Source organism: Frigoribacterium sp. CFBP9030 (assembly GCF_034045195.1).
Taxonomy (GTDB): domain Bacteria; phylum Actinomycetota; class Actinomycetes; order Actinomycetales; family Microbacteriaceae; genus Frigoribacterium.
Window position 1 is genome coordinate 107,504 of the sequence record NZ_JAXCWG010000004.1, and the last position, 16,986, is coordinate 124,489.

The 16,986-nt window shown below is 72.6% G+C and carries 17 protein-coding genes; 12 read left to right on the forward strand and 5 right to left on the reverse strand.

The genetic code is table 11. The features are described 5' to 3' along the window. The first annotated feature begins 9 nt into the window (after nucleotides 1-9). Both SOM13_RS06260 and SOM13_RS06265 read left to right on the forward strand, forming a co-directional pair. On the forward strand, nucleotides 10-903 hold the full coding sequence (locus tag SOM13_RS06260) for a rhodanese-related sulfurtransferase (RefSeq protein ID WP_320477674.1): 894 nt from the start codon (nucleotides 10-12) through the stop codon (nucleotides 901-903). Further along, nucleotides 900-1,385, forward strand: coding sequence for a pyridoxamine 5'-phosphate oxidase family protein (locus SOM13_RS06265; RefSeq protein ID WP_192061153.1), 486 nt, complete (start codon nucleotides 900-902; stop codon nucleotides 1,383-1,385). The genes SOM13_RS06260 and SOM13_RS06265 overlap by 4 nt, the downstream gene beginning before the upstream one ends. Before the next feature lie 93 nt (nucleotides 1,386-1,478). Here the strand turns inward: SOM13_RS06265 and SOM13_RS06270 are convergent, their stop codons facing one another. Continuing rightward, nucleotides 1,479-2,105 (reverse strand): hypothetical protein, encoded by a 627-nt coding sequence (locus SOM13_RS06270; RefSeq protein WP_320479140.1) that lies wholly within the window; start codon nucleotides 2,103-2,105, stop codon nucleotides 1,479-1,481. Between the two features lie 77 nt (nucleotides 2,106-2,182). Between SOM13_RS06270 and SOM13_RS06275 the strand changes: the two genes are divergently transcribed. From SOM13_RS06275 to SOM13_RS06320, 10 genes are all read left to right on the forward strand, one after another. Beyond that, nucleotides 2,183-3,208 (forward strand): 6-phosphofructokinase, encoded by a 1,026-nt coding sequence (locus SOM13_RS06275; RefSeq protein ID WP_192061155.1) that lies wholly within the window; start codon nucleotides 2,183-2,185, stop codon nucleotides 3,206-3,208. Nucleotides 3,209-3,304: 96 nt separating this feature from the next. Continuing rightward, a complete protein-coding gene (locus SOM13_RS06280) occupies nucleotides 3,305-3,796 on the forward strand; it encodes a hypothetical protein (RefSeq protein WP_192061156.1) in 492 nt (163 codons plus the stop codon). A gap of 66 nt (nucleotides 3,797-3,862) precedes the next feature. Next, complete coding sequence (locus SOM13_RS06285; RefSeq protein WP_243215019.1) at nucleotides 3,863-5,311, forward strand: SPFH domain-containing protein; 1,449 nt, start codon at nucleotides 3,863-3,865, stop codon at nucleotides 5,309-5,311. A gap of 10 nt (nucleotides 5,312-5,321) precedes the next feature. Then, a complete protein-coding gene (locus SOM13_RS06290; RefSeq protein ID WP_320479141.1) occupies nucleotides 5,322-6,353 on the forward strand; it encodes an acryloyl-CoA reductase in 1,032 nt (343 codons plus the stop codon). Nucleotides 6,354-6,488: 135 nt separating this feature from the next. Then, nucleotides 6,489-7,178 (forward strand): GntR family transcriptional regulator, encoded by a 690-nt coding sequence (locus SOM13_RS06295; protein WP_320479142.1) that lies wholly within the window; start codon nucleotides 6,489-6,491, stop codon nucleotides 7,176-7,178. 136 nt (nucleotides 7,179-7,314) lie between these two features. Continuing rightward, the gene (locus SOM13_RS06300; RefSeq protein ID WP_320479143.1) at nucleotides 7,315-8,004 is read left to right on the forward strand and encodes a GntR family transcriptional regulator; all 690 of its coding nucleotides are present in this window, start codon (nucleotides 7,315-7,317) and stop codon (nucleotides 8,002-8,004) included. After that, nucleotides 8,001-8,834, forward strand: coding sequence for an ABC transporter ATP-binding protein (locus SOM13_RS06305; protein ID WP_320479144.1), 834 nt, complete (start codon nucleotides 8,001-8,003; stop codon nucleotides 8,832-8,834). The genes SOM13_RS06300 and SOM13_RS06305 overlap by 4 nt, the downstream gene beginning before the upstream one ends. Nucleotides 8,835-9,064: 230 nt before the next feature. Further along, nucleotides 9,065-9,592 carry a PadR family transcriptional regulator gene (locus SOM13_RS06310; protein ID WP_320479145.1) on the forward strand — a complete coding sequence of 176 codons (528 nt, stop codon included), beginning with the start codon at nucleotides 9,065-9,067 and terminating at the stop codon, nucleotides 9,590-9,592. Further along, on the forward strand, nucleotides 9,589-10,368 hold the full coding sequence (locus tag SOM13_RS06315) for an ABC transporter ATP-binding protein (protein WP_320479146.1): 780 nt from the start codon (nucleotides 9,589-9,591) through the stop codon (nucleotides 10,366-10,368). The genes SOM13_RS06310 and SOM13_RS06315 overlap by 4 nt, the downstream gene beginning before the upstream one ends. Then, on the forward strand, nucleotides 10,365-12,653 hold the full coding sequence (locus SOM13_RS06320; RefSeq protein WP_320479147.1) for an FtsX-like permease family protein: 2,289 nt from the start codon (nucleotides 10,365-10,367) through the stop codon (nucleotides 12,651-12,653). Before SOM13_RS06315 ends, SOM13_RS06320 begins: the two co-directional genes overlap by 4 nt. 214 nt (nucleotides 12,654-12,867) lie before the next feature. Here SOM13_RS06320 and hemL read toward each other — a convergent pair whose 3' ends face one another. From hemL to hemC, 4 genes are read right to left on the reverse strand one after another with little or no spacing between them, the layout of a single operon-like run. Next, entirely contained in the window at nucleotides 12,868-14,229 is a 1,362-nt protein-coding gene (gene hemL / locus SOM13_RS06325; protein WP_243215015.1) for a glutamate-1-semialdehyde 2,1-aminomutase, read from the reverse strand. After that, nucleotides 14,229-15,218 (reverse strand): porphobilinogen synthase, encoded by a 990-nt coding sequence (gene hemB / locus SOM13_RS06330; protein WP_243215014.1) that lies wholly within the window; start codon nucleotides 15,216-15,218, stop codon nucleotides 14,229-14,231. The genes hemL and hemB overlap by 1 nt, the downstream gene beginning before the upstream one ends. Beyond that, nucleotides 15,218-16,000 carry a uroporphyrinogen-III synthase gene (locus SOM13_RS06335; RefSeq protein ID WP_243215013.1) on the reverse strand — a complete coding sequence of 261 codons (783 nt, stop codon included), beginning with the start codon at nucleotides 15,998-16,000 and terminating at the stop codon, nucleotides 15,218-15,220. The genes hemB and SOM13_RS06335 overlap by 1 nt, the downstream gene beginning before the upstream one ends. Next, nucleotides 15,997-16,983: a hydroxymethylbilane synthase gene (gene hemC / locus SOM13_RS06340; RefSeq protein ID WP_192061163.1), complete on the reverse strand. Its 987-nt coding sequence runs from the start codon at nucleotides 16,981-16,983 to the stop codon at nucleotides 15,997-15,999. Before hemC ends, SOM13_RS06335 begins: the two co-directional genes overlap by 4 nt. Between the last annotated feature and the right edge of the window lie 3 nt (nucleotides 16,984-16,986).

Here is a 16,986-nt window from a genome sequence, read left to right on the forward strand (position 1 = left end):
ACTCTTCCGGTGGCCGTCCCCAAGATCCTGCTGTTCTACGTCTTCACCCCGCTCGCCGACCCCGAGGCCATCCGCCTCTGGCAGCGCGAGCTCTGCCGCTCGCTCGACCTGACCGGCCGCATCGTGCTCTCGCCGCACGGCATCAACGCGACGGTCGGCGGCGAGCTCGCCGACGTCAAGCGGTACCTGCGCACCACGCGCGAGTACGCCCCCTTCGCGGGCGTCGACGCGAAGTGGAGCGAGGGCACCGGTCACGACTTCCCCAAGCTGTCGGTCAAGGTCCGCGACGAGATCGTCACCTTCGGCGCCCCCGACGAGCTGCGCGTCGACGAGCAGGGCGTCGTCGGCGGCGGCACCCGCCTCAGCCCCGACGACCTGCACGACCTGATGGACCGCGAGCAGGTGACCTTCTTCGACGGCCGCAACGAGTTCGAGTCGCGCATCGGGCGGTTCCGCGACGCGGTCGTGCCCGACGTCGCCACGACCCGCGAGTTCGTCGCCGAGATCGAGAGCGGGCGCTACGACCACCTGAAGGACGAGCCGATCGTCACGTACTGCACCGGCGGGGTCCGCTGCGAGGTGCTCAGCTCGTTGATGACGAGCCGCGGATTCTCCCGCGTGTACCAGCTGGAGGGCGGAGTGGTCCGCTACGGCGAGCGCTTCGGCGACGACGGCGTGTGGGACGGCTCGCTCTACGTCTTCGACGGGCGCGGCTCGGTCGACTTCTCCGACCACACCGCGGTGCTCGGCCGCTGCGTGCGGTGCGGCGACGCCACGAAGCGGATGCAGAACTGCAGCGACGTGCAGTGCCGCGAGCAGCTGGTGGTCTGCGACGCCTGCGGACGAGGAGGCGCGGTTCACTGTGACCCGCACCGCGCCTCCGGCGTACCGTCGCAGCCATGACGGACACGAACGACATCAAGCGCATCTCCGAGGTGCTCGACAAGGGCCGCATCGGCATCCTCACGACCCAGGGCAGCAGCCAGCACCTGGTCAGTCGACCCCTGGCCATCGTCGACCGCGAGTTCGACGGCAAGGTCTACTTCTTCACGCCCGACCCGTCACCCAAGACGGACGACGTGCGCGCGCACCCTCAGGTGAACGTCGCGGTCGAGACCGGCAAGGGCTACCTGTCGCTCTCGGGCAAGGCGACCGTCGTCAAGGACGCCGAGATCATCGACGAGCTGTGGACCACCGCGGCCGAGGCCTGGTTCGACCAGGGTCGAGACGACCCGACCGTCGCGCTGCTCGAGGTCGACGTCGAGACGGCCGAGTACTGGGTGAGCAACGAGCCCAAGGCCATCACGATGCTGAAGTACGCGAAGGCCGCGATCACCGGCGGTCACCCCGAGAACATCGCCGACACGGGCACCGTCCGCCTCTGAGGCGTCTGGGCTGCGCCCGACTCGGGGCGCGGCCCGGCTGCGGGCGGCCCGGCTGCGCGCGGCTCGGTCGCGCGCGTCCCGGCTGCGAGCGGCTCAGCCGCAGGTGACCTCGCGCCCGGCCGGGTCGACGTACTCGCCCGACCCGAGCTGGGCGCAGGTCGCCGACAGCCGCGCCAGGTAGTCGAGGGCGCTGACCCCGTAGACGATGCTCGCGATCAGCACGACGCCGCCGATCGCGACGCCGATCAGGGCCAGCCGACGCGAGAAGCCGGCGTGCGACGAGCGGTGGGCGGCGACCAGCCCGAGCACGATGCCGAGCGGCGCGAAGAAGACGCCGAAGACGATCGACGCGACGGCCAGGCCGTGACCCGGGTCGTCGTGCCGTGGCCGCGGAGCGTCCCACACGTCGTCGTCGGCGGGTGCGAAGTACGAGTCGAAGTCGGCGTCGCGGCCACGGTGCTCGGGTGCGCGCGTGCCCTGCGGCGTGGACTCCACCGCGCCCGGAGCGGACGCCGCGCCCTGACCGGACGGCGTGCGCTCGGGCGCCTCGGGCGACCAGGTCTGCGGGGCGACCGGCGCGATCGACGCGACCCGTGCCTCCGGCAGGGTGTTGACCGGCCGAGGAGGCGCGGCGAGGGGGATCGAGCGATCCTCACCGGGTGCGGGTCGGGTGAAGCGCGCCCACGGCGACGGAGGTCGCGGCGTGGACTGGTCGGTCATGCGTCCACGGTAGTACGCCATGATGGGATCGACCTCGGCCCTCCGGGCCGGGCCCGACCTTGCGATGGAGCATCACGATGAGAATCGGAATCCTCACCAGCGGCGGCGACTGCCCTGGACTCAACGCCGTCATCCGCGGAGCCGTCCTCAAGGGCACGCAGATCCACGGGCAGGAGTTCGTCGGGTTCCGCGACGGCTGGCGGGGGGTGGTCGACGCCGACATCGTGCCTCTCGTCCGCAAGGACATCCAGGGCATCGCGAAGCAGGGCGGCACGATCCTCGGCACGAGCCGCACGAACCCCTTCGAGGGCGACGGCGGCGTGGCGCGCATCACCGAGAACATGGAGCGCCACGGCATCGACGCCATGATCGCGATCGGCGGCGAGGGCACCCTCGCGGCCGCCAAGCGCCTGACCGACGCCGGCCTCAAGATCGTCGGCGTGCCGAAGACGGTCGACAACGACCTCGGCGCCACCGACTACACCTTCGGCTTCGACACGGCCGTGCAGATCGCGACCGACGCGATGGACCGCCTCCGCACCACGGGCGAGTCGCACAGCCGCTGCATGGTGGCCGAGGTCATGGGCCGCCACGTCGGCTGGATCGCGCTGCACTCGGGCATGGCGTCGGGTGCGCACGCGATCCTCATCCCCGAGCAGGCGACGAGCATGGACCAGATCGTCGCGTGGGTGAAGTCCGCCTACGACCGCGGGCGCGCACCGCTGGTGGTCGTCGCCGAGGGCTTCGTGCCCGACCAGGGCACCGACGTGCACTCCGAGCGCGGTCTCGACGCCTTCGGCCGCCCTCGTCTCGGCGGCATCGGCGAGCGCCTCGCCCCCATCATCGAGGAGCGCACCGGCATCGAGACCCGCGCGACGACGCTGGGGCACATCCAGCGCGGCGGCACCCCGACGTCGTACGACCGGGTGCTCGCGACGCGTCTCGGTCTCGCGGCGAGCGACGCCGTGCAGGAGGGGCGCTGGGGTCGCATGGTCGCCCTGCGCGGCACCGACATCGTGCACGTCTCGTTCGAGGAGGCGCTCGACAGCCTGAAGACCGTGCCGCAGCACCGCTACGACGAGGCCGCGATCCTCTTCGGCTGAGCCGAGGAGGCGCGGGTCGCCTCCACACGGACGGATCCGTCCACATTCCCCCGTGCAGCCGAGGCGCGAGGCGTCGTCATCTGACAGTCTCGATGCATGGTCACGTTCATCGTCGTCGGGTCGGTGGGGCTCGTCGTCCTCCTGGTCAGCATCGTCGTGGGTGATCTGCTCGACGTCTTCGACATCGGCGACGGCCTCGTCTCGGGCGTCGCCGTCGGCGCGGCGCTCGCCATCTTCGGCCTGGCCGGCATCGTCACGCTGCAGAGCGGTCTGCCCCCGGGGTGGACGTACGCGATCGCCGTCGCGATGGCGCTCGTCGCCCTCGTGCTGATCCAGATCGTCATCCGCCGCGTGACCAGACGCGAGACCGGCGGCCACTGGTCGCCCGTCGGCTTCGTCGGCACCGCCACCGAGACCATCACGCCGACCGGCGGCGAGGTCCGGCTCGACGGCGTCCGCGAACTCGAACGGCGTCTCGCCGTCAGCGACGTGCGCATCGAGCGCGGCACCCGCATCCGCGTGGTGGCCGAGTCCGGGCCGCGCGTCGAGGTCGTGCGCGACGACTCCGAGCCGACCCGCGCCTCCTAGGCTCCCCCGGCCCGCCGGGCCCCCCGACAACCGCCCTGCACCACCGAAAGAGAAACGAGAAGCCCTGTGGACTTCATCTCCGGCAACACCAGCGTCGTCGCCATCGTCGTCGCGGTCGTCATCGCCATCGCGCTGCTGTCGTTCATCGCCAGCCGCGTGCGCCGCGTCCCGCCGAACGAGGCGCTGATCGTCGTCGGCCGTGGTGCCGAGCGCTCCGAGGGCGGCGGCATCTCGAGCCCGCAGAAGGTGATCATCGGGGGCCGCACGTTCGTCTGGCCCATCTTCCAAGAGGGATTCAAGCTCAGCCTCGAGCAGTACCAGACCCCCGTCGAGGTCCAGGCGATCGACGCCAACTACATCCGCACCGCGGTCAAGGCCACGGTCAACTTCAAGGTCACCGGCACGGAAGACGGCGTGCGCCGCGCCGCCCAGCGCTACCTGCTGCAGCAGCAGCAGCTGCCGGTCATCGTGCAGCAGTCGCTCGAGGGCTCGATCCGCGGTCTGATCGGCGGGCAGCCGGTCGACGACCTGGTCAAGAACTTCTCGCGCCTCGCGGCCGACGCCGTCAACGAGACGAAGGGCGAGCTCGCCGAGCTCGGTCTGCAGATCGAGACGATGAACATCCGCGAGATCGAGACCCCGGGCAGCACCTACCTCGCCGACCGCGGTCGCGCCGAGGCGGCCGTCGCCAAGCAGAACGCCGACGTCGCCGAGGCGGAGGCCGAGCGCATCGCCGCCCTGGCCCGCATCGGCAACACGCAGCAGACCGCCGAGCGTCAGCTGCAGCTCGACGTGCGCCAGGCGCAGATCAAAGCCGAGACCGACCGCGCCAACGCCGAGGCCTCCGCCGCCGGCGAGCTGGCCCGTGCCACGCAAGACAAGCTCGTCGCCGAGCAGGAGAGCATCGCCGTCGCCGAGCAGGCCAAGGTCAACCAGGAGCGCCTGAACATCGACGTGCGTCAGCCCGCCGAGGCCGCCGCGTACGCCGCCGTCCAGAACGCCGAGGCCGAGCGCGACGCCGCCAACGCCGCCGTCGAGGCCGAGGCGTTCCGCCGCACGCAGCTCGCCGACGCCGCCCGCGCCGCCGCCGAGAACGAGGCCGCAGCCGTCGAGGCCGCCGGTCGCGCCGAGGCCGCGGCCATCAAGGCGAAGGGTCTGGCCGAGGCCGAGGCCGTCGACGCCCTCGCCGAGGCGCAGGGCAAGTTCGGCCAGGCGGCGCTCGCGTCGCAGGTCATCTCGCGCCTGCCCGACATCGCCCGCGAGATGGCGGCGCCGATGAGCAACATCGACACCCTCACCGTCGTGTCGACGGACGGGGCGAACGAGCTCACCAAGTCGGTGGCGAACAACATGACGCAGCTGCAGGACGTCGTCAAGGCCACGACGGGTCTCGACCTCGTCGGCGCCCTGGGCGGGTTCCTGGGCGGGCGTGCCGGTGCGGCATCCGACCCGACCGTCGGCACGTCGCCTCTCGGCACCACGCCGCGCAGCACCACGCCGCGCGACTCCGCGTAGCCTGACGCCCATGCGAGCCGTCGTCGTCGAGAAGGGTCATCCCGCGTCTCTCCGAGAGGTGGGGCCCGGGCCCGACGGCGACGGCCTCGAACCCGGCCAGGTCGTCGTCGACGTCCTCTGGTCGGGCCTGAACTACAAAGACGGGCTCGCCCTCGCGGGCGACCCGGGCGTGGCGCGGGTCAGCCCGCTCGTGCCGGGCATCGACCTCGTCGGGACGATCGCGGCCGTCGGGCCGGTCTCGAGCGGCGCATCCTCATCCGGCTCCGCGGCGCCTTCGTCGCCCGCGGCGTTCGCGGTCGGCGACCTGGTGGTCGCCACGGGCGCGGGTCTCGGCGAGACGCGAGACGGCGGCTACGCCGAACGCGCCGTCGTCGACACCGCCACGCTCGTCGCCGTGCCCGACGGCATCGACGCCCGGCGTGCGGCAGCGATCGGCACGGCCGGTCTGACCGCGATGCTCAGCGTGCTCCGTCTCGAGCGCGACGTGCGGCCGGGCGACGGCGAGATCGTCGTCACCGGTGCCGCCGGAGGTGTCGGGTCGGTGGCCGTCGCCGTCTTGAGTCGACTCGGGTACTCGGTCACCGCCTCCTCGGGTCGGGCCGACGAGCTGGGGCCGTACCTGCAGTCGCTGGGCGCCTCGTCCGTCATCGACCGTGCCGAGCTCGGCGAGCAGGGGAAGCCGCTCCGACGCCCCCGCTGGGCCGGCGCGGTCGACTCGGTCGGCAGCACGACCCTCGCGAGCGTGCTCGCCGAGACCGCCTGGGGCGGCACGGTCACGGCCTGCGGCCTCGCTCAGGGCTCGGACCTCACGACGACGGTGCTGCCGTTCATCCTGCGGTCGGTCACCCTGGCGGGCATCGACTCGGTGCAGGCCCCCCTGGCACTCCGCCAGGAGGCGTGGTCGCGGCTCGCGACCGACCTCGACCTCGAGCTGCTCGACTCGCTGACCACCGAGACGACCCTCGACGAGGTCGTCGCCCTCGGCCCCGAGATCGTCGCCGGGCGCGTGCGCGGACGCACGGTCGTGCGCGTGGGCGCCTGACACGACGGCCTTCGGCGGAACCCCGAGGTTAGGCCCCGAGGACGCGGCCCTGAGCGTGGGGCCTCGACACGGTTCGCAGCGGTCGAGTAAAGTACCGGATAATCGATACTTCCTCGCGCATTGAAGGTCTGATACATGCCCATCCCCACCGGCCCCGAGAACCCGGCCCCCCGCCGTCTCCTCCGTGACGTCGTGTTCGACAAGATGCTGTCCGCGATCGAAGACGGCACGCTGCAGCCCGGCGAGCGTCTCAACGACGACGAGCTGGTCACCTGGCTCGGCGTCTCGCGCACGCCCATCCGCGAGGCGATCGCCAAGCTGGTCGACTACGGCCTCGTCGAGATGGAGGCCAACCGCTACACGCGCATCGCGATGCCCGACTTCGATCTCTATCGGCACGCGCTGCAGGTGTACGCCGGGCTGAACGAGTTGACGGCGCGGTGGGCGATCCCGCTGCTCTCCGACTCCGATGTCGACGAGTTCACGGACCTGGTCGACACGGCCCTCCGCCGCCTCGACGCCCGCGATGTCGGCGGCCTCGGCGACTTCCAGGCCGTGCCGGCGTACCTCCGCACGAAGGTCGGCAACCCGCTGCTCGACAGCGCCGAGCGCCTCGTCAACGCGCGGGTCATGTTCATGTCGAAGCCCGTGCTCAACCACTGGCAGTGGGAGCTCACGACGGACTTCCTGAACCGCATCCGCGAGGCCGTGCGCCGACGCGACATCGACCTCGCCATCGCCGCGTTCATCCCGTTGAACGAGGCGAACCTCCGCCACCTCGAGGCCGTCGAGGTCGACGGGGCCCTTCTCTCGACCCCGTCGTGACCCCGCTCGGACGCTGAGCCGCTAGACCGCACCACAGCACCACAGCGAGACCGCACCACAGCACCGCCTCATGTGCGGGCCGACGCAGGGAAGTCGGCCCGCACCTCCCACCCTCCGCCCGACCCAGGAGTGCCCGATGCCGATCCCCACGCTCACCGACCAGCCGCCCGCCCCCCGCCGCCTGCTGCGCGACGTCGTCTACGACAAGATGTTCGACGCGATCATCGACGGCACCCTCGAGTTCGGCGAACGACTGAACGACGACCAGCTGGTCGCCTGGCTCGGCGTCTCGCGCACGCCCGTCCGCGAGGCCATCGCGAAGCTCGCCGACCAGGCGCTCGTCGACATCGAGGCGAACCGGTACACGCGCATCGTGCACCCGACCTTCGACGAGTTCGTCGACACCATCGATGTCGGTTACGCCGTCTGGGCGCTCTTCGTCGAGCGCGGTGTCGCGCGTCTGGGTGCCGCTCAGCGCACCGAGGCCCTGAAGATCCTCGACGCCCGCGCGAAGGCGTTCGCGGCGAAGAAGCCCGAAGACGACCGCACGCTCGTCCGCTTCAACGAGCTGCTGCTCGAGGCCAGCGCGAGCACCTCGTTGGCGCGACTGTGGGCGAACACCGGCCCGCGCCTCCTGCTGCTGATCCGTCGCCCGTCGTCGCAGGGTCTGTTCGACTTCGACGCGGCCCTCGCGTTCACGAGGACGCTGCGCGACGCGGTCGCCGAGGGCGACGCCCAGGCCGCGGCCGAGGCGGTCCGCACGCAGCCCGAGCGTCTGGCCGAGTTCCACGAGCAGGTCCGCGAGGCGGGCGTCTACCTCTCGTGACGCCGACGTCGATCACGTCGAGCACCGCACCAGTGGTGCTCGACGTGGCCGACGTCCGGGTCGCCCGTGCGGGTCGCGATCTGCTCGCCGGAGTCTCGATGCGCGTGCGGGTAGCCGAGCACTGGGCCCTGATCGGTCCGAACGGGGCGGGCAAGACGACGCTGCTCACCCTCTGCGGCGCCCTCGGTCACCCCACCTCGGGCACGGTCGACGTGCTGGGGCGGCGGCTCGGTCGCGTCGACCTGAGCGAGCTGCGCCGGCGCATCGGCCACGTCGACCCGCAGCATCGCATGCTGCGTGACAACACGGTGCTCCAGGTCGTGCTGACCGGGCTCACCGGCAGCAGCGACCCCGTCGCCCGCTGGTCGCCGACACCCGCCGAGGAGGCGCGGGCACGATCGCTGACCGCCTCCGTCGGACTCGGGGCCCGCTCCACGGCCCGCTGGTCGGTGCTCTCGCAAGGAGAGCGGGGTCGCGCCCTGATCGCCCGCGCGCTGCTCGCGTCGCCCGCGCTGCTGCTGCTGGACGAGCCCGCGACGGGTCTCGACGTCGCCGCGCGCGAGCATCTGCTCGACACCCTCGACGAGGTGCGGGCGAGCCACCCCGACGTCGCCTCGGTGACGGTCACGCATCATCTCGAGGATCTGCCGGCCAGCACGAGTCACGCGGTGCTGCTGCGCGACGGGCGCGTCTTCGCGCAGGGGCCGGCCGACGACGTGCTGACCTCGGAGCTCGTCTCGGCGGCGTTCGACCACCCGCTGGTGATCGAGCGCGTCGCCGGCCGCTGGTCTGCGCGCACCCGATGGGCCGGGCCGGCGGCATCGATGTGACCCGAAACGGGCCCTAGGCCGGTATCGACGCCCCCTTCGGGTCACTTCGATGGCAGGGTCGCAGCCGCGGGCGCCCAGCCCGATCGAAGTGACCCGAAAGGTGCCCCCGGCCCCTGCCGGTGCGCCCGACGGGTCACCTCGATGAACGGAGGCGGTGCAGGGCGGCCGCGGCTCGGGACCGCAGCGCGGGTCGATCGCGCCGACTACACACCGAGTGTATAGTCGGCGTCGTGGACAACTCTCGCGCCCTCCTGGGCCTGCTCAGCGTCGAGCCGACGTACGGCTACGACCTCAAGCACGACTACGACCGGCACTTCGGGCGTCGAAAGCCGCTCGCCCTCGGTCAGGTCTATTCGACGCTGGCGCGGATGATCCGCGACGGCCTCATCCAGACGCTCGGCGCCGAAGCAGGCGGCGGCCCCGATCGCAAGCGCTACGAGGTGACCGCCGCCGGTCGCGAGATCCTGCGCGAGTGGATGTTCACCCCCGATGTGCCGTCGGACACCCTGCAGAGCAACCTCTTCGCCAAGACGGTCATCGCCCTGCTGGTCGGCGACGACGCCGAAGCCCTGCTCGACGCGCAGCGCGCCGAGCACATGACGCGCATGCGCGAGCACACGCGTGCCAAACGCGGCGCCGATCTCGTCGACGTGCTGCTGCACGACCACGCCCTCTTCCACATCGAGGCGGACCTGAGGTGGATCGAGCTGACGGGGGCACGTCTCGGCGAGCTCCGACAGACGGTGCGGCCGTCATGACCGTGATCGACCCCCCTGAGACCGCCCGGGGCCGCGGCGACGCCCTGTCCGCCCGCGGCCTGACGAAGACCTTCGGCCAGACCGAGGCCCTCCGCAGCATCGACCTGGACGTCGAGGCCGGTGAGGTCGTCGCCGTCATGGGCCCCTCGGGGTCGGGCAAGTCGACGCTGCTGCACACCCTCGCAGGAGTCGTCACCCCCGACTCGGGCTCGGTCTCGCTCGGCGACGTGGTGCTCAGCGAACTGCCCGAAGACGAACGCGCCCGGCTCCGTCTGACCGAGTTCGGCTTCGTCTTCCAGTTCGGTCAGCTGCTGCCCGATCTGACGGCTCTCGACAACGTCACGCTGCCGCTCCTCCTGACCGGGTTCTCGCGGCGTCGGGCCCGTCGCCAGGCCTCCGCCTGGCTCGAGCGCCTCGGGGTCGAGGCGTCCCGCGACCAGGTGCCGCGCGACCTCTCGGGCGGCCAGGCCCAGCGGGTCGCCATCGCCCGTGCACTGGTGACCGGCCCGCGGGTCGTCTTCGCCGACGAACCCACCGGCTCGCTCGACTCGCTCGCCGCGGAGAACGTCATGGCCACGCTGACCGACCTGGCCCACGACACGGGCGCCTCGATCGTGGTGGTGACCCACGACCCCCGCACGGCGGCTCACGCCGATCGAGAGATCGTCGTCCGCGACGGGCGCATCAGCACCGGGCTACCGGCGTGGGGTGCTCGAGCGACTCCCGCCGGCGGCGCGACTGCGACCAGCGCCTGGTCGACCGAGGCGCCTCGATGAACCCGGCCGCGATCGCGCTCGTCGTGGCCGGCGGCCGCGGCGACCGCGCCCGCCTGCTCGGCATGGTGGCCGGGGTCATGGTGGGCGTGGCGCTGTTCCTGCTGCTGTGGGGTGCGTACCAGGCCCTGCAAACGAAAGAGGAGCGCGGCGCCTGGCTGCAGCTCGGCGGGGCGTCGTCCCACCATGCGGCGGACATCGAGGGCGGACCCGACCCCGCGGCGGTCGTGGCCCGCGCCGGGGACGACCACTTCGAGGGCACCGTGATCACCCGGGTCGACGTCGGCGCACCGATCGCCGGCACCGCAGCCGGGAGCGCAACCGGGACCGGAACCGACCAGGGCACGGACACGGACACGGACACGGGCTCAGTGCCGCAGATCCCCGGTCTCGCCGAGCTCCCCCCCGTCGGCAGCTACGCGGCGTCCCCCGCGCTCGCCCGGCTGATCGCCTCGGCGCCCGCCGACCAGCTCGGTGACCGCTACGGCGAGCGGATCGGCATCCTCTCCCCCGCGGCGCTGCCCGGTCCCGATGCACTCGTCGCGGTCGTCGGCACCGAGCGCGACGCCATCGTCGCCAGCCCTGACGCGCTTCAGGTCGCGTCGTTCACAGGAGAGGCCTACGGGGGGAACGCGAACTATCGGACCGTCGCGCTCGTCGGCGGCATCGCCCTGCTCCTCCCCGTCCTGCTGCTGGTCGCGATCGTGACCGATCTCGGCGCGGCACAGCGTCGAGACCGCCTCTCGACCCTGCGGCTGCTCGGCGCGACCCGCGGCGACCTCGCCCGCATCGCCGCCGCCGAGACGGGGGCGACCACCCTGGTGGGTGCACTGGCCGGTGTGGCCCTCGCGCGCCTCCTCGTCCCCCTCGCCGCCCAGTTGAGGATCGACGGCGTGCGCTTCTTCGCGACCGATCTCATCGCCTCGCCCGTCACGGCGGTCGTCGCTGTCGCCGGAGCGGTCGGCACCTCCACGCTCGTCGCGGTCGTGCGGGCGCGACGCTTCGATCCGGGAGCGCCCGGTGCCGCCCGCGAGTCCGCGGAGGCTGCACCGCGCGCCAGACGCCTCGTCTTGGTGATCGCCGGTCTCGCCGTGATGGTCGCGACCACCGTGGCCTCGCTGTCGTCGATCACCGTCCCGCGCATCGATCTCCTGCTCATCGCAGGGTTCGTACTGACCAGCGTCGGGCTGCTCGTGGCCGGCCCCTACCTCACGTGGCTCGTGACCCGAGGTGCGGCGGCGCGGGCACGGAGCGCCTCCGGCCTGATCGCCATGAGCCGGATCAGCCGGTCTCCGCGGTCGACCTTCCGATCGGTGGGCGGCCTCGTGCTGGCGGTCTTCATGGTGTCGGTCTTCGCGGGGGCGGCGAGCACCGCTCTCGGCGAGCAGGAGGTCGTGGTCGACGACCGTCGGCTCCCCCCGTCCGTGCTCATGGCCTCCCTCGAGCAGCCGACGACCGCGTCGCCCGAGGCGATCACCCCCACCGAGGAGGCGCGGGGCGGCTACACCCTCGCGGCCGCCCGCTCGGCAGTCTCGCCACTGTCTCGCGTGGCGGGCGTCGAGCACGTCGCGATCGGCGCGTGGGCCGTCGACTCGGCGGGGGGACTCCTCATCGATCGTGACGACGCCCGGGGGTTGGGGCTGACGCTGCCCGCCGGTGACTCGCCACTGCTCGAGTTGGCCCCGGGAGCGCAGGCGAACGACCCGGCGCTCCTCTCGCCGTCGGCCGCGACCGGGGCTCGGCAGGCGGCCGTCGTCATGGTCACCACCGACGGGACGGAGGGCTCGGTCGAGCGGGCGCGGACCGCCCTCGACACGTCGGGACTGCATCTCTGGAGCCACCCCCTCACCCGGGCGGAGAACGTCGACGGCTCGGTGCAGCTCATGGTCGAGAGCTTCGCGCGGATGGCGAACGTCGGCATGGGCATCGCGACTCTGGTGGCCGCGGCCTCGTTGACGGTCGCGACGATGGCGGGTGTCCTCGATCGGCGGCGGTCGTTCGGGCTGCTCCGCCTCACCGGTATGCCGATGTCCGTCGTGCGCAGGGTGCTGATGCGCGAGGCGGCCGTACCTCTGACCGCCGTGACCCTGGGCACCGTCGCCCTGGGGTTCGTCGTCGCGTGGACCATCCTGGCCGGGCTCACAGCAGGCACCCGCACCGTCTCGTGGCCCGATCCCTCGTACCTCGGGGTGCTCGCGGCCAGCCTGCTGCTGGCGGTGGCATCGGTCGTCACGACGTTCGGGGCGGCGGAGCGCAGCACGGCCGGTGAGTCGACGCGGTTCGAGTAGGCGGGGCCGGTCGGCGCGGGCGCCCGGCGTCGTCGAGGTGACCCGAAAGGTGCCCCCGGCCCGCTCCGGTGCCCCGACGAGTCACCTCGACGACCGCGTCGCGGCCGCGGGCGCTCAGGCCCATCGAAGTGACCCGGAAGGGGCCCTCGGCCGGTGCCGATGCCCCTGTCGGGTCACTTCGATGAGCGGGCCGGGCCGACTAGCGGCCCGGCCGCTAGCCGGCGGCGGGCGCCGTCGCGGCCGCGGCGGCCTTGGCGGCTGCAGGCAGCGCGTCGAGGATCCGCGACACCGCAGTCTCGTCGTGCGCCGCCGTGACGAACCAGGCCTCGTACACCGACGGCGGCAGGTTCACCCCGGCGTCGAGCATCGCGTGGAAGAACGGCGGGTAGCGCCAGGTCTGCTGGGCGCGCACGTCGTCGTAGTCTCGCGGGGCGTCGGGTGTGAAGGCGAACGAGAAGAGCGAACCGGCGCGCTGCACGGTGTGCTCGACGCCCTCGGCCGACAGGGCCTCCGAGACGGCGACCGACAGCCGGTCGGCGACCGAGTCGAGCGTCGCGTAGACCTCGGGAGTCGCGAGTCGGAGCGTCGCCGTGCCGGCCGCCACGGCGACCGGGTTGCCGCTCAACGTGCCGGCCTGGTAGACGGGGCCGAGAGGGGCGAGGTAGTCCATCACGTCGGCACGCCCGCCGAGCGCCGCCAACGGCATGCCGCCGCCGATGACCTTGCCGAAGGTGACGAGGTCGGGCTCCCACCCGCTGCCGTCGGGGACGACGTCGGCGGCCTCGAGACCCCACCAGCCGGCGGGCCCGACCCGGAACCCGGTCAGCACCTCGTCGACGATCAGCAGCGAGCCGTTGCTGCGGGTGATCTCGGAGAGGCTGCGATTGAACCCGCGTCGCGGGGCGAGGACGCCCATGTTGGCCGCGGCGGCCTCGACGATGACGGCGGCGATCCGCGGTCCGTGCTCGGCGAACGCCTGACGGACGGCGTCGAGGTCGTTGTACGGCAGCACGAGGGTCTGCGCCGCGGTCGCCTCGGTGATGCCAGCCGAGCCGGGCATCGAGAGCGTCGCGACACCCGAGCCGGCCTCGGCCAGCAGCGAGTCGGAGTGGCCGTGGTAATGACCGGCGAACTTCACCAGCAGGTCGCGACCCGTGAAGCCGCGTGCGAGCCGGATGGCGGTCATGGTCGCCTCGGTGCCGGTCGACACCATGCGGATCTTGCCGATCGGCCGGGCGTCGCCCACGGAGACCCGCTCGCGCACGAGCTCGGCGAGCTCGGTCTCACCGGGTGTCGACGCCCCGAACGACAGGCCGCGCGCGGCCGCCTGCTGCACGGCCTCGAGCACCTCGGGGTGCGTGTGGCCGAGGATGGCCGGACCCCACGACGCGACCAGGTCGACGTACTCGCGACCCTCGGTGTCGGTGACGTAGGCCCCCTTCGCACCCACCAGGAACCGGGGCGTGCCCCCGACCGAGCCGTAGGCGCGGACGGGTGAGTTCACCCCGCCGGGGATGGAGCGCTTCGCTCGGGCGAAGAAACCGTCGTTGGTGCGGTCGTCGCGATCGATGCCCATCAGATGCGTCCTTCCCGGAGGCGCGTGGCCAGTTCGGTCGCCCAGTACGTCAGGATCGCGTCGGCCCCGGCGCGCTTGATCGACAGCACGCTCTCGTACGACGCGGCGTCGAGGTCGATCCAGCCGTTGGCGGCGGCGGCCTGGATCATCGCGTACTCGCCGCTGATCTGGTACGCCCAGACCGGGACGGTGCTCGTGGCGGCGGTCTCGGCGAGCACGTCGAGGTAGCTCATGGCCGGCTTCACCATCACGATGTCGGCACCCTCGGCGATGTCGAGGTCGACCTCGCGGAGACCCTCACGGCCGTTGGCCGCGTCGAGCTGGTACGTGCGGCGGTCGCCCACGAGCGTCGACTGGACCGCCTCGCGGAACGGCCCGTAGAACGCCGAGGCGTACTTCGCCGAGTACGCCAGCAACGCGGTGTTCGAGAAGCCGGCCTCGTCGAGGGCGTCGCGGGCCGAGCCGATCTGGCCGTCCATCATGCCGCTCATGCCGATCAGCTGCGAGCCCGCCTCGGCCTGCACGACGGCCATCGCGTCGTAGCGCTCGAGCGTCGCGTCGTTGTCGACCGAGCCGTCCGCCGCGAGGACGCCGCAGTGGCCGTGGTCGGTGAACTCGTCGAGGCAGAGGTCGGTCTGCACGACGAGGGCACCCTGCGCCGCGTCGACGGCGACCCGGGTCGCGACGTTGAGGATGCCCTCGGGGTCGGTGGCCCCCGAGCCCACGGCGTCCTTCTCCAGCGGCACGCCGAACAGCATGACGCCGCCGACACCGGCCTCGGCGGCCGCGGCGACCGCATGCGGGAGGCTGCTCAGGCTGTGGTGCACGACACCCGGCATGGACGAGATCTCGGCGGGCGAGTCGATGCCCTCTCGCACGAACATGGGCAGCACGAGGTCGGACGGGTGGAGGCGCGTCTCGGCCGTCAGGCGGCGGAGGGCGGGGGTGGCGCGCAGCCGGCGGGGGCGCACGCGGGGGAACTCTGACATCAGTCTTTCTCGGGATCGGAGTGGCGTCCGTCGAGGGCGTGGTCGACCACGGCCTGGACGAGGGCGGCCGCCGAGCGGGTCTCGGCGATCAGGTGCACCGGCAAGCCGGCGGCGCGGGCGTCGAACGCCGTGCGCGGCCCGATGCAGGCGACGAGTGTGCTGGCGGGCAGCGGGGCGAGCTGCGCCGCGATCTGCCGGGCGACGCTGCCCGAGGTGATGAGGATGACGCCGATGTCGCCCGAGCGGACGCCGGTCGCGACGGGCTCGGAGACCTCGACGCCGACGGTGCGGTAGGCGGCGACGAACTCGGCGTCGAAGCCGCGCTCGGAGAGACCGGCGACGAGGGTCGGCTCGGCCAGGTCGGACTGGGGCACGAGCACGCGACCCTGGACGTCGTCTCGGGGCCACTCCTTGACGAGGCCCCGGGCCGAGTTGTCGCCCTCGGGCACGAAGTCCACGCGGTACCCCGACAGCGTCAGGGCCGCGGCCGTCGTCTCGCCCACGGCGGCGATGCGGGTCGAGGCCGGGGGCCGGATGCCGTTGCCGACGAGGACGTCGACCGTGGTGGCGCTCGTGACGACGAGCCAGTCGTAGACGCCGGCCTCGAGTCGTGCCAGGGCGGCCGCGAGCAGCTCAGGTGTCTCGGCGGGTGCGAAGTTGATCATCGGGGCGATGACCGGGGCGGCGCCGTGCGCACGGAGCGCCGCGGCCACGCCGTCGCCCCACTTGCCGCCTCGGGGCACGAGGACGCGGGTGCCCTTGAGCGGCCGCTCGGCCGTCACGAGGCGCTCCCCACCGGGTCTCCGCCGGAGGGCCCGCCGCCGATCGGGGCGAGCTCGGCCGCCCCGAGTTCGAGCAGCTCGTCGACGACACGACCGGCGACCTCGGCGACGTCGACCAGCTGCGTCTCGAGCGGACCGTCGTCGAGCGAGACGGCGTGCGACGCACTGACCGTGCCGGCGCCCTCGGGGCTGTAGACCGTGGCGCTGAGCAGCAGCAGACCGGCGTCGACCACGGCCGAGGCGCCGATCGGCGCGGCGCACCCCGCCTCGAGCCGCGCCAGCACCTGACGCTCGGCCGAGACGACCAGACGCGTGTCGCGGTCGTCGATCGCGGCGAGGCCGCGGGCGAGGGTCTCGTCGGGGTCGCCCTCGCGGACCTCGACGGCCAGCGAGCCCTGGCCGGGGGCGGTCGGCCACCAGCCGAGACCGAGCAGGTCGGTCGCGGCGTCGAGGCGCCCGAGACGCCCCAGACCGGCGGCGGACAGCAGGACGGCGTCGAGATCGTCTCCGACCCGGCGGAGGCGCGTGTCGACGTTGCCGCGGATGTCGACGACCTCGAGATCTGGTCGTCGTGCCAGCAGCTGGGCGGCGCGACGCGGTGACCCCGTGCCCACCCGGGAGCCCTGCGGCAGGGTCTCGAGGGTCAAGCCGTCACGGGCGCAGAGCGCGTCGCGGGCGTCGGCACGACCGGGTGTCGCGCCGATGACGAGCCCGGGGTGCGAGGCGGTCGGCAGGTCTTTCAGGCTGTGGACGACCACGTCGCACTCGTCGACCAGGAGCGCCGAGCGCAGTGCGCTGGCGAAGACGCCCGTGCCCCCGAGGCTGGCGAGCGACTCGCCCGTCGCCTGGGTGCGGTCGCCCTCGGTCTTGATGCGGATGAGCTCGACGTCGGCGCCCGTCTCGCGGGCGAGCCGCTCGGCGATCGTGGTCGACTGGGCGACGGCGAGTGCGCTGCCGCGGGTTCCGATGCGAAGTGTCGTCACAGC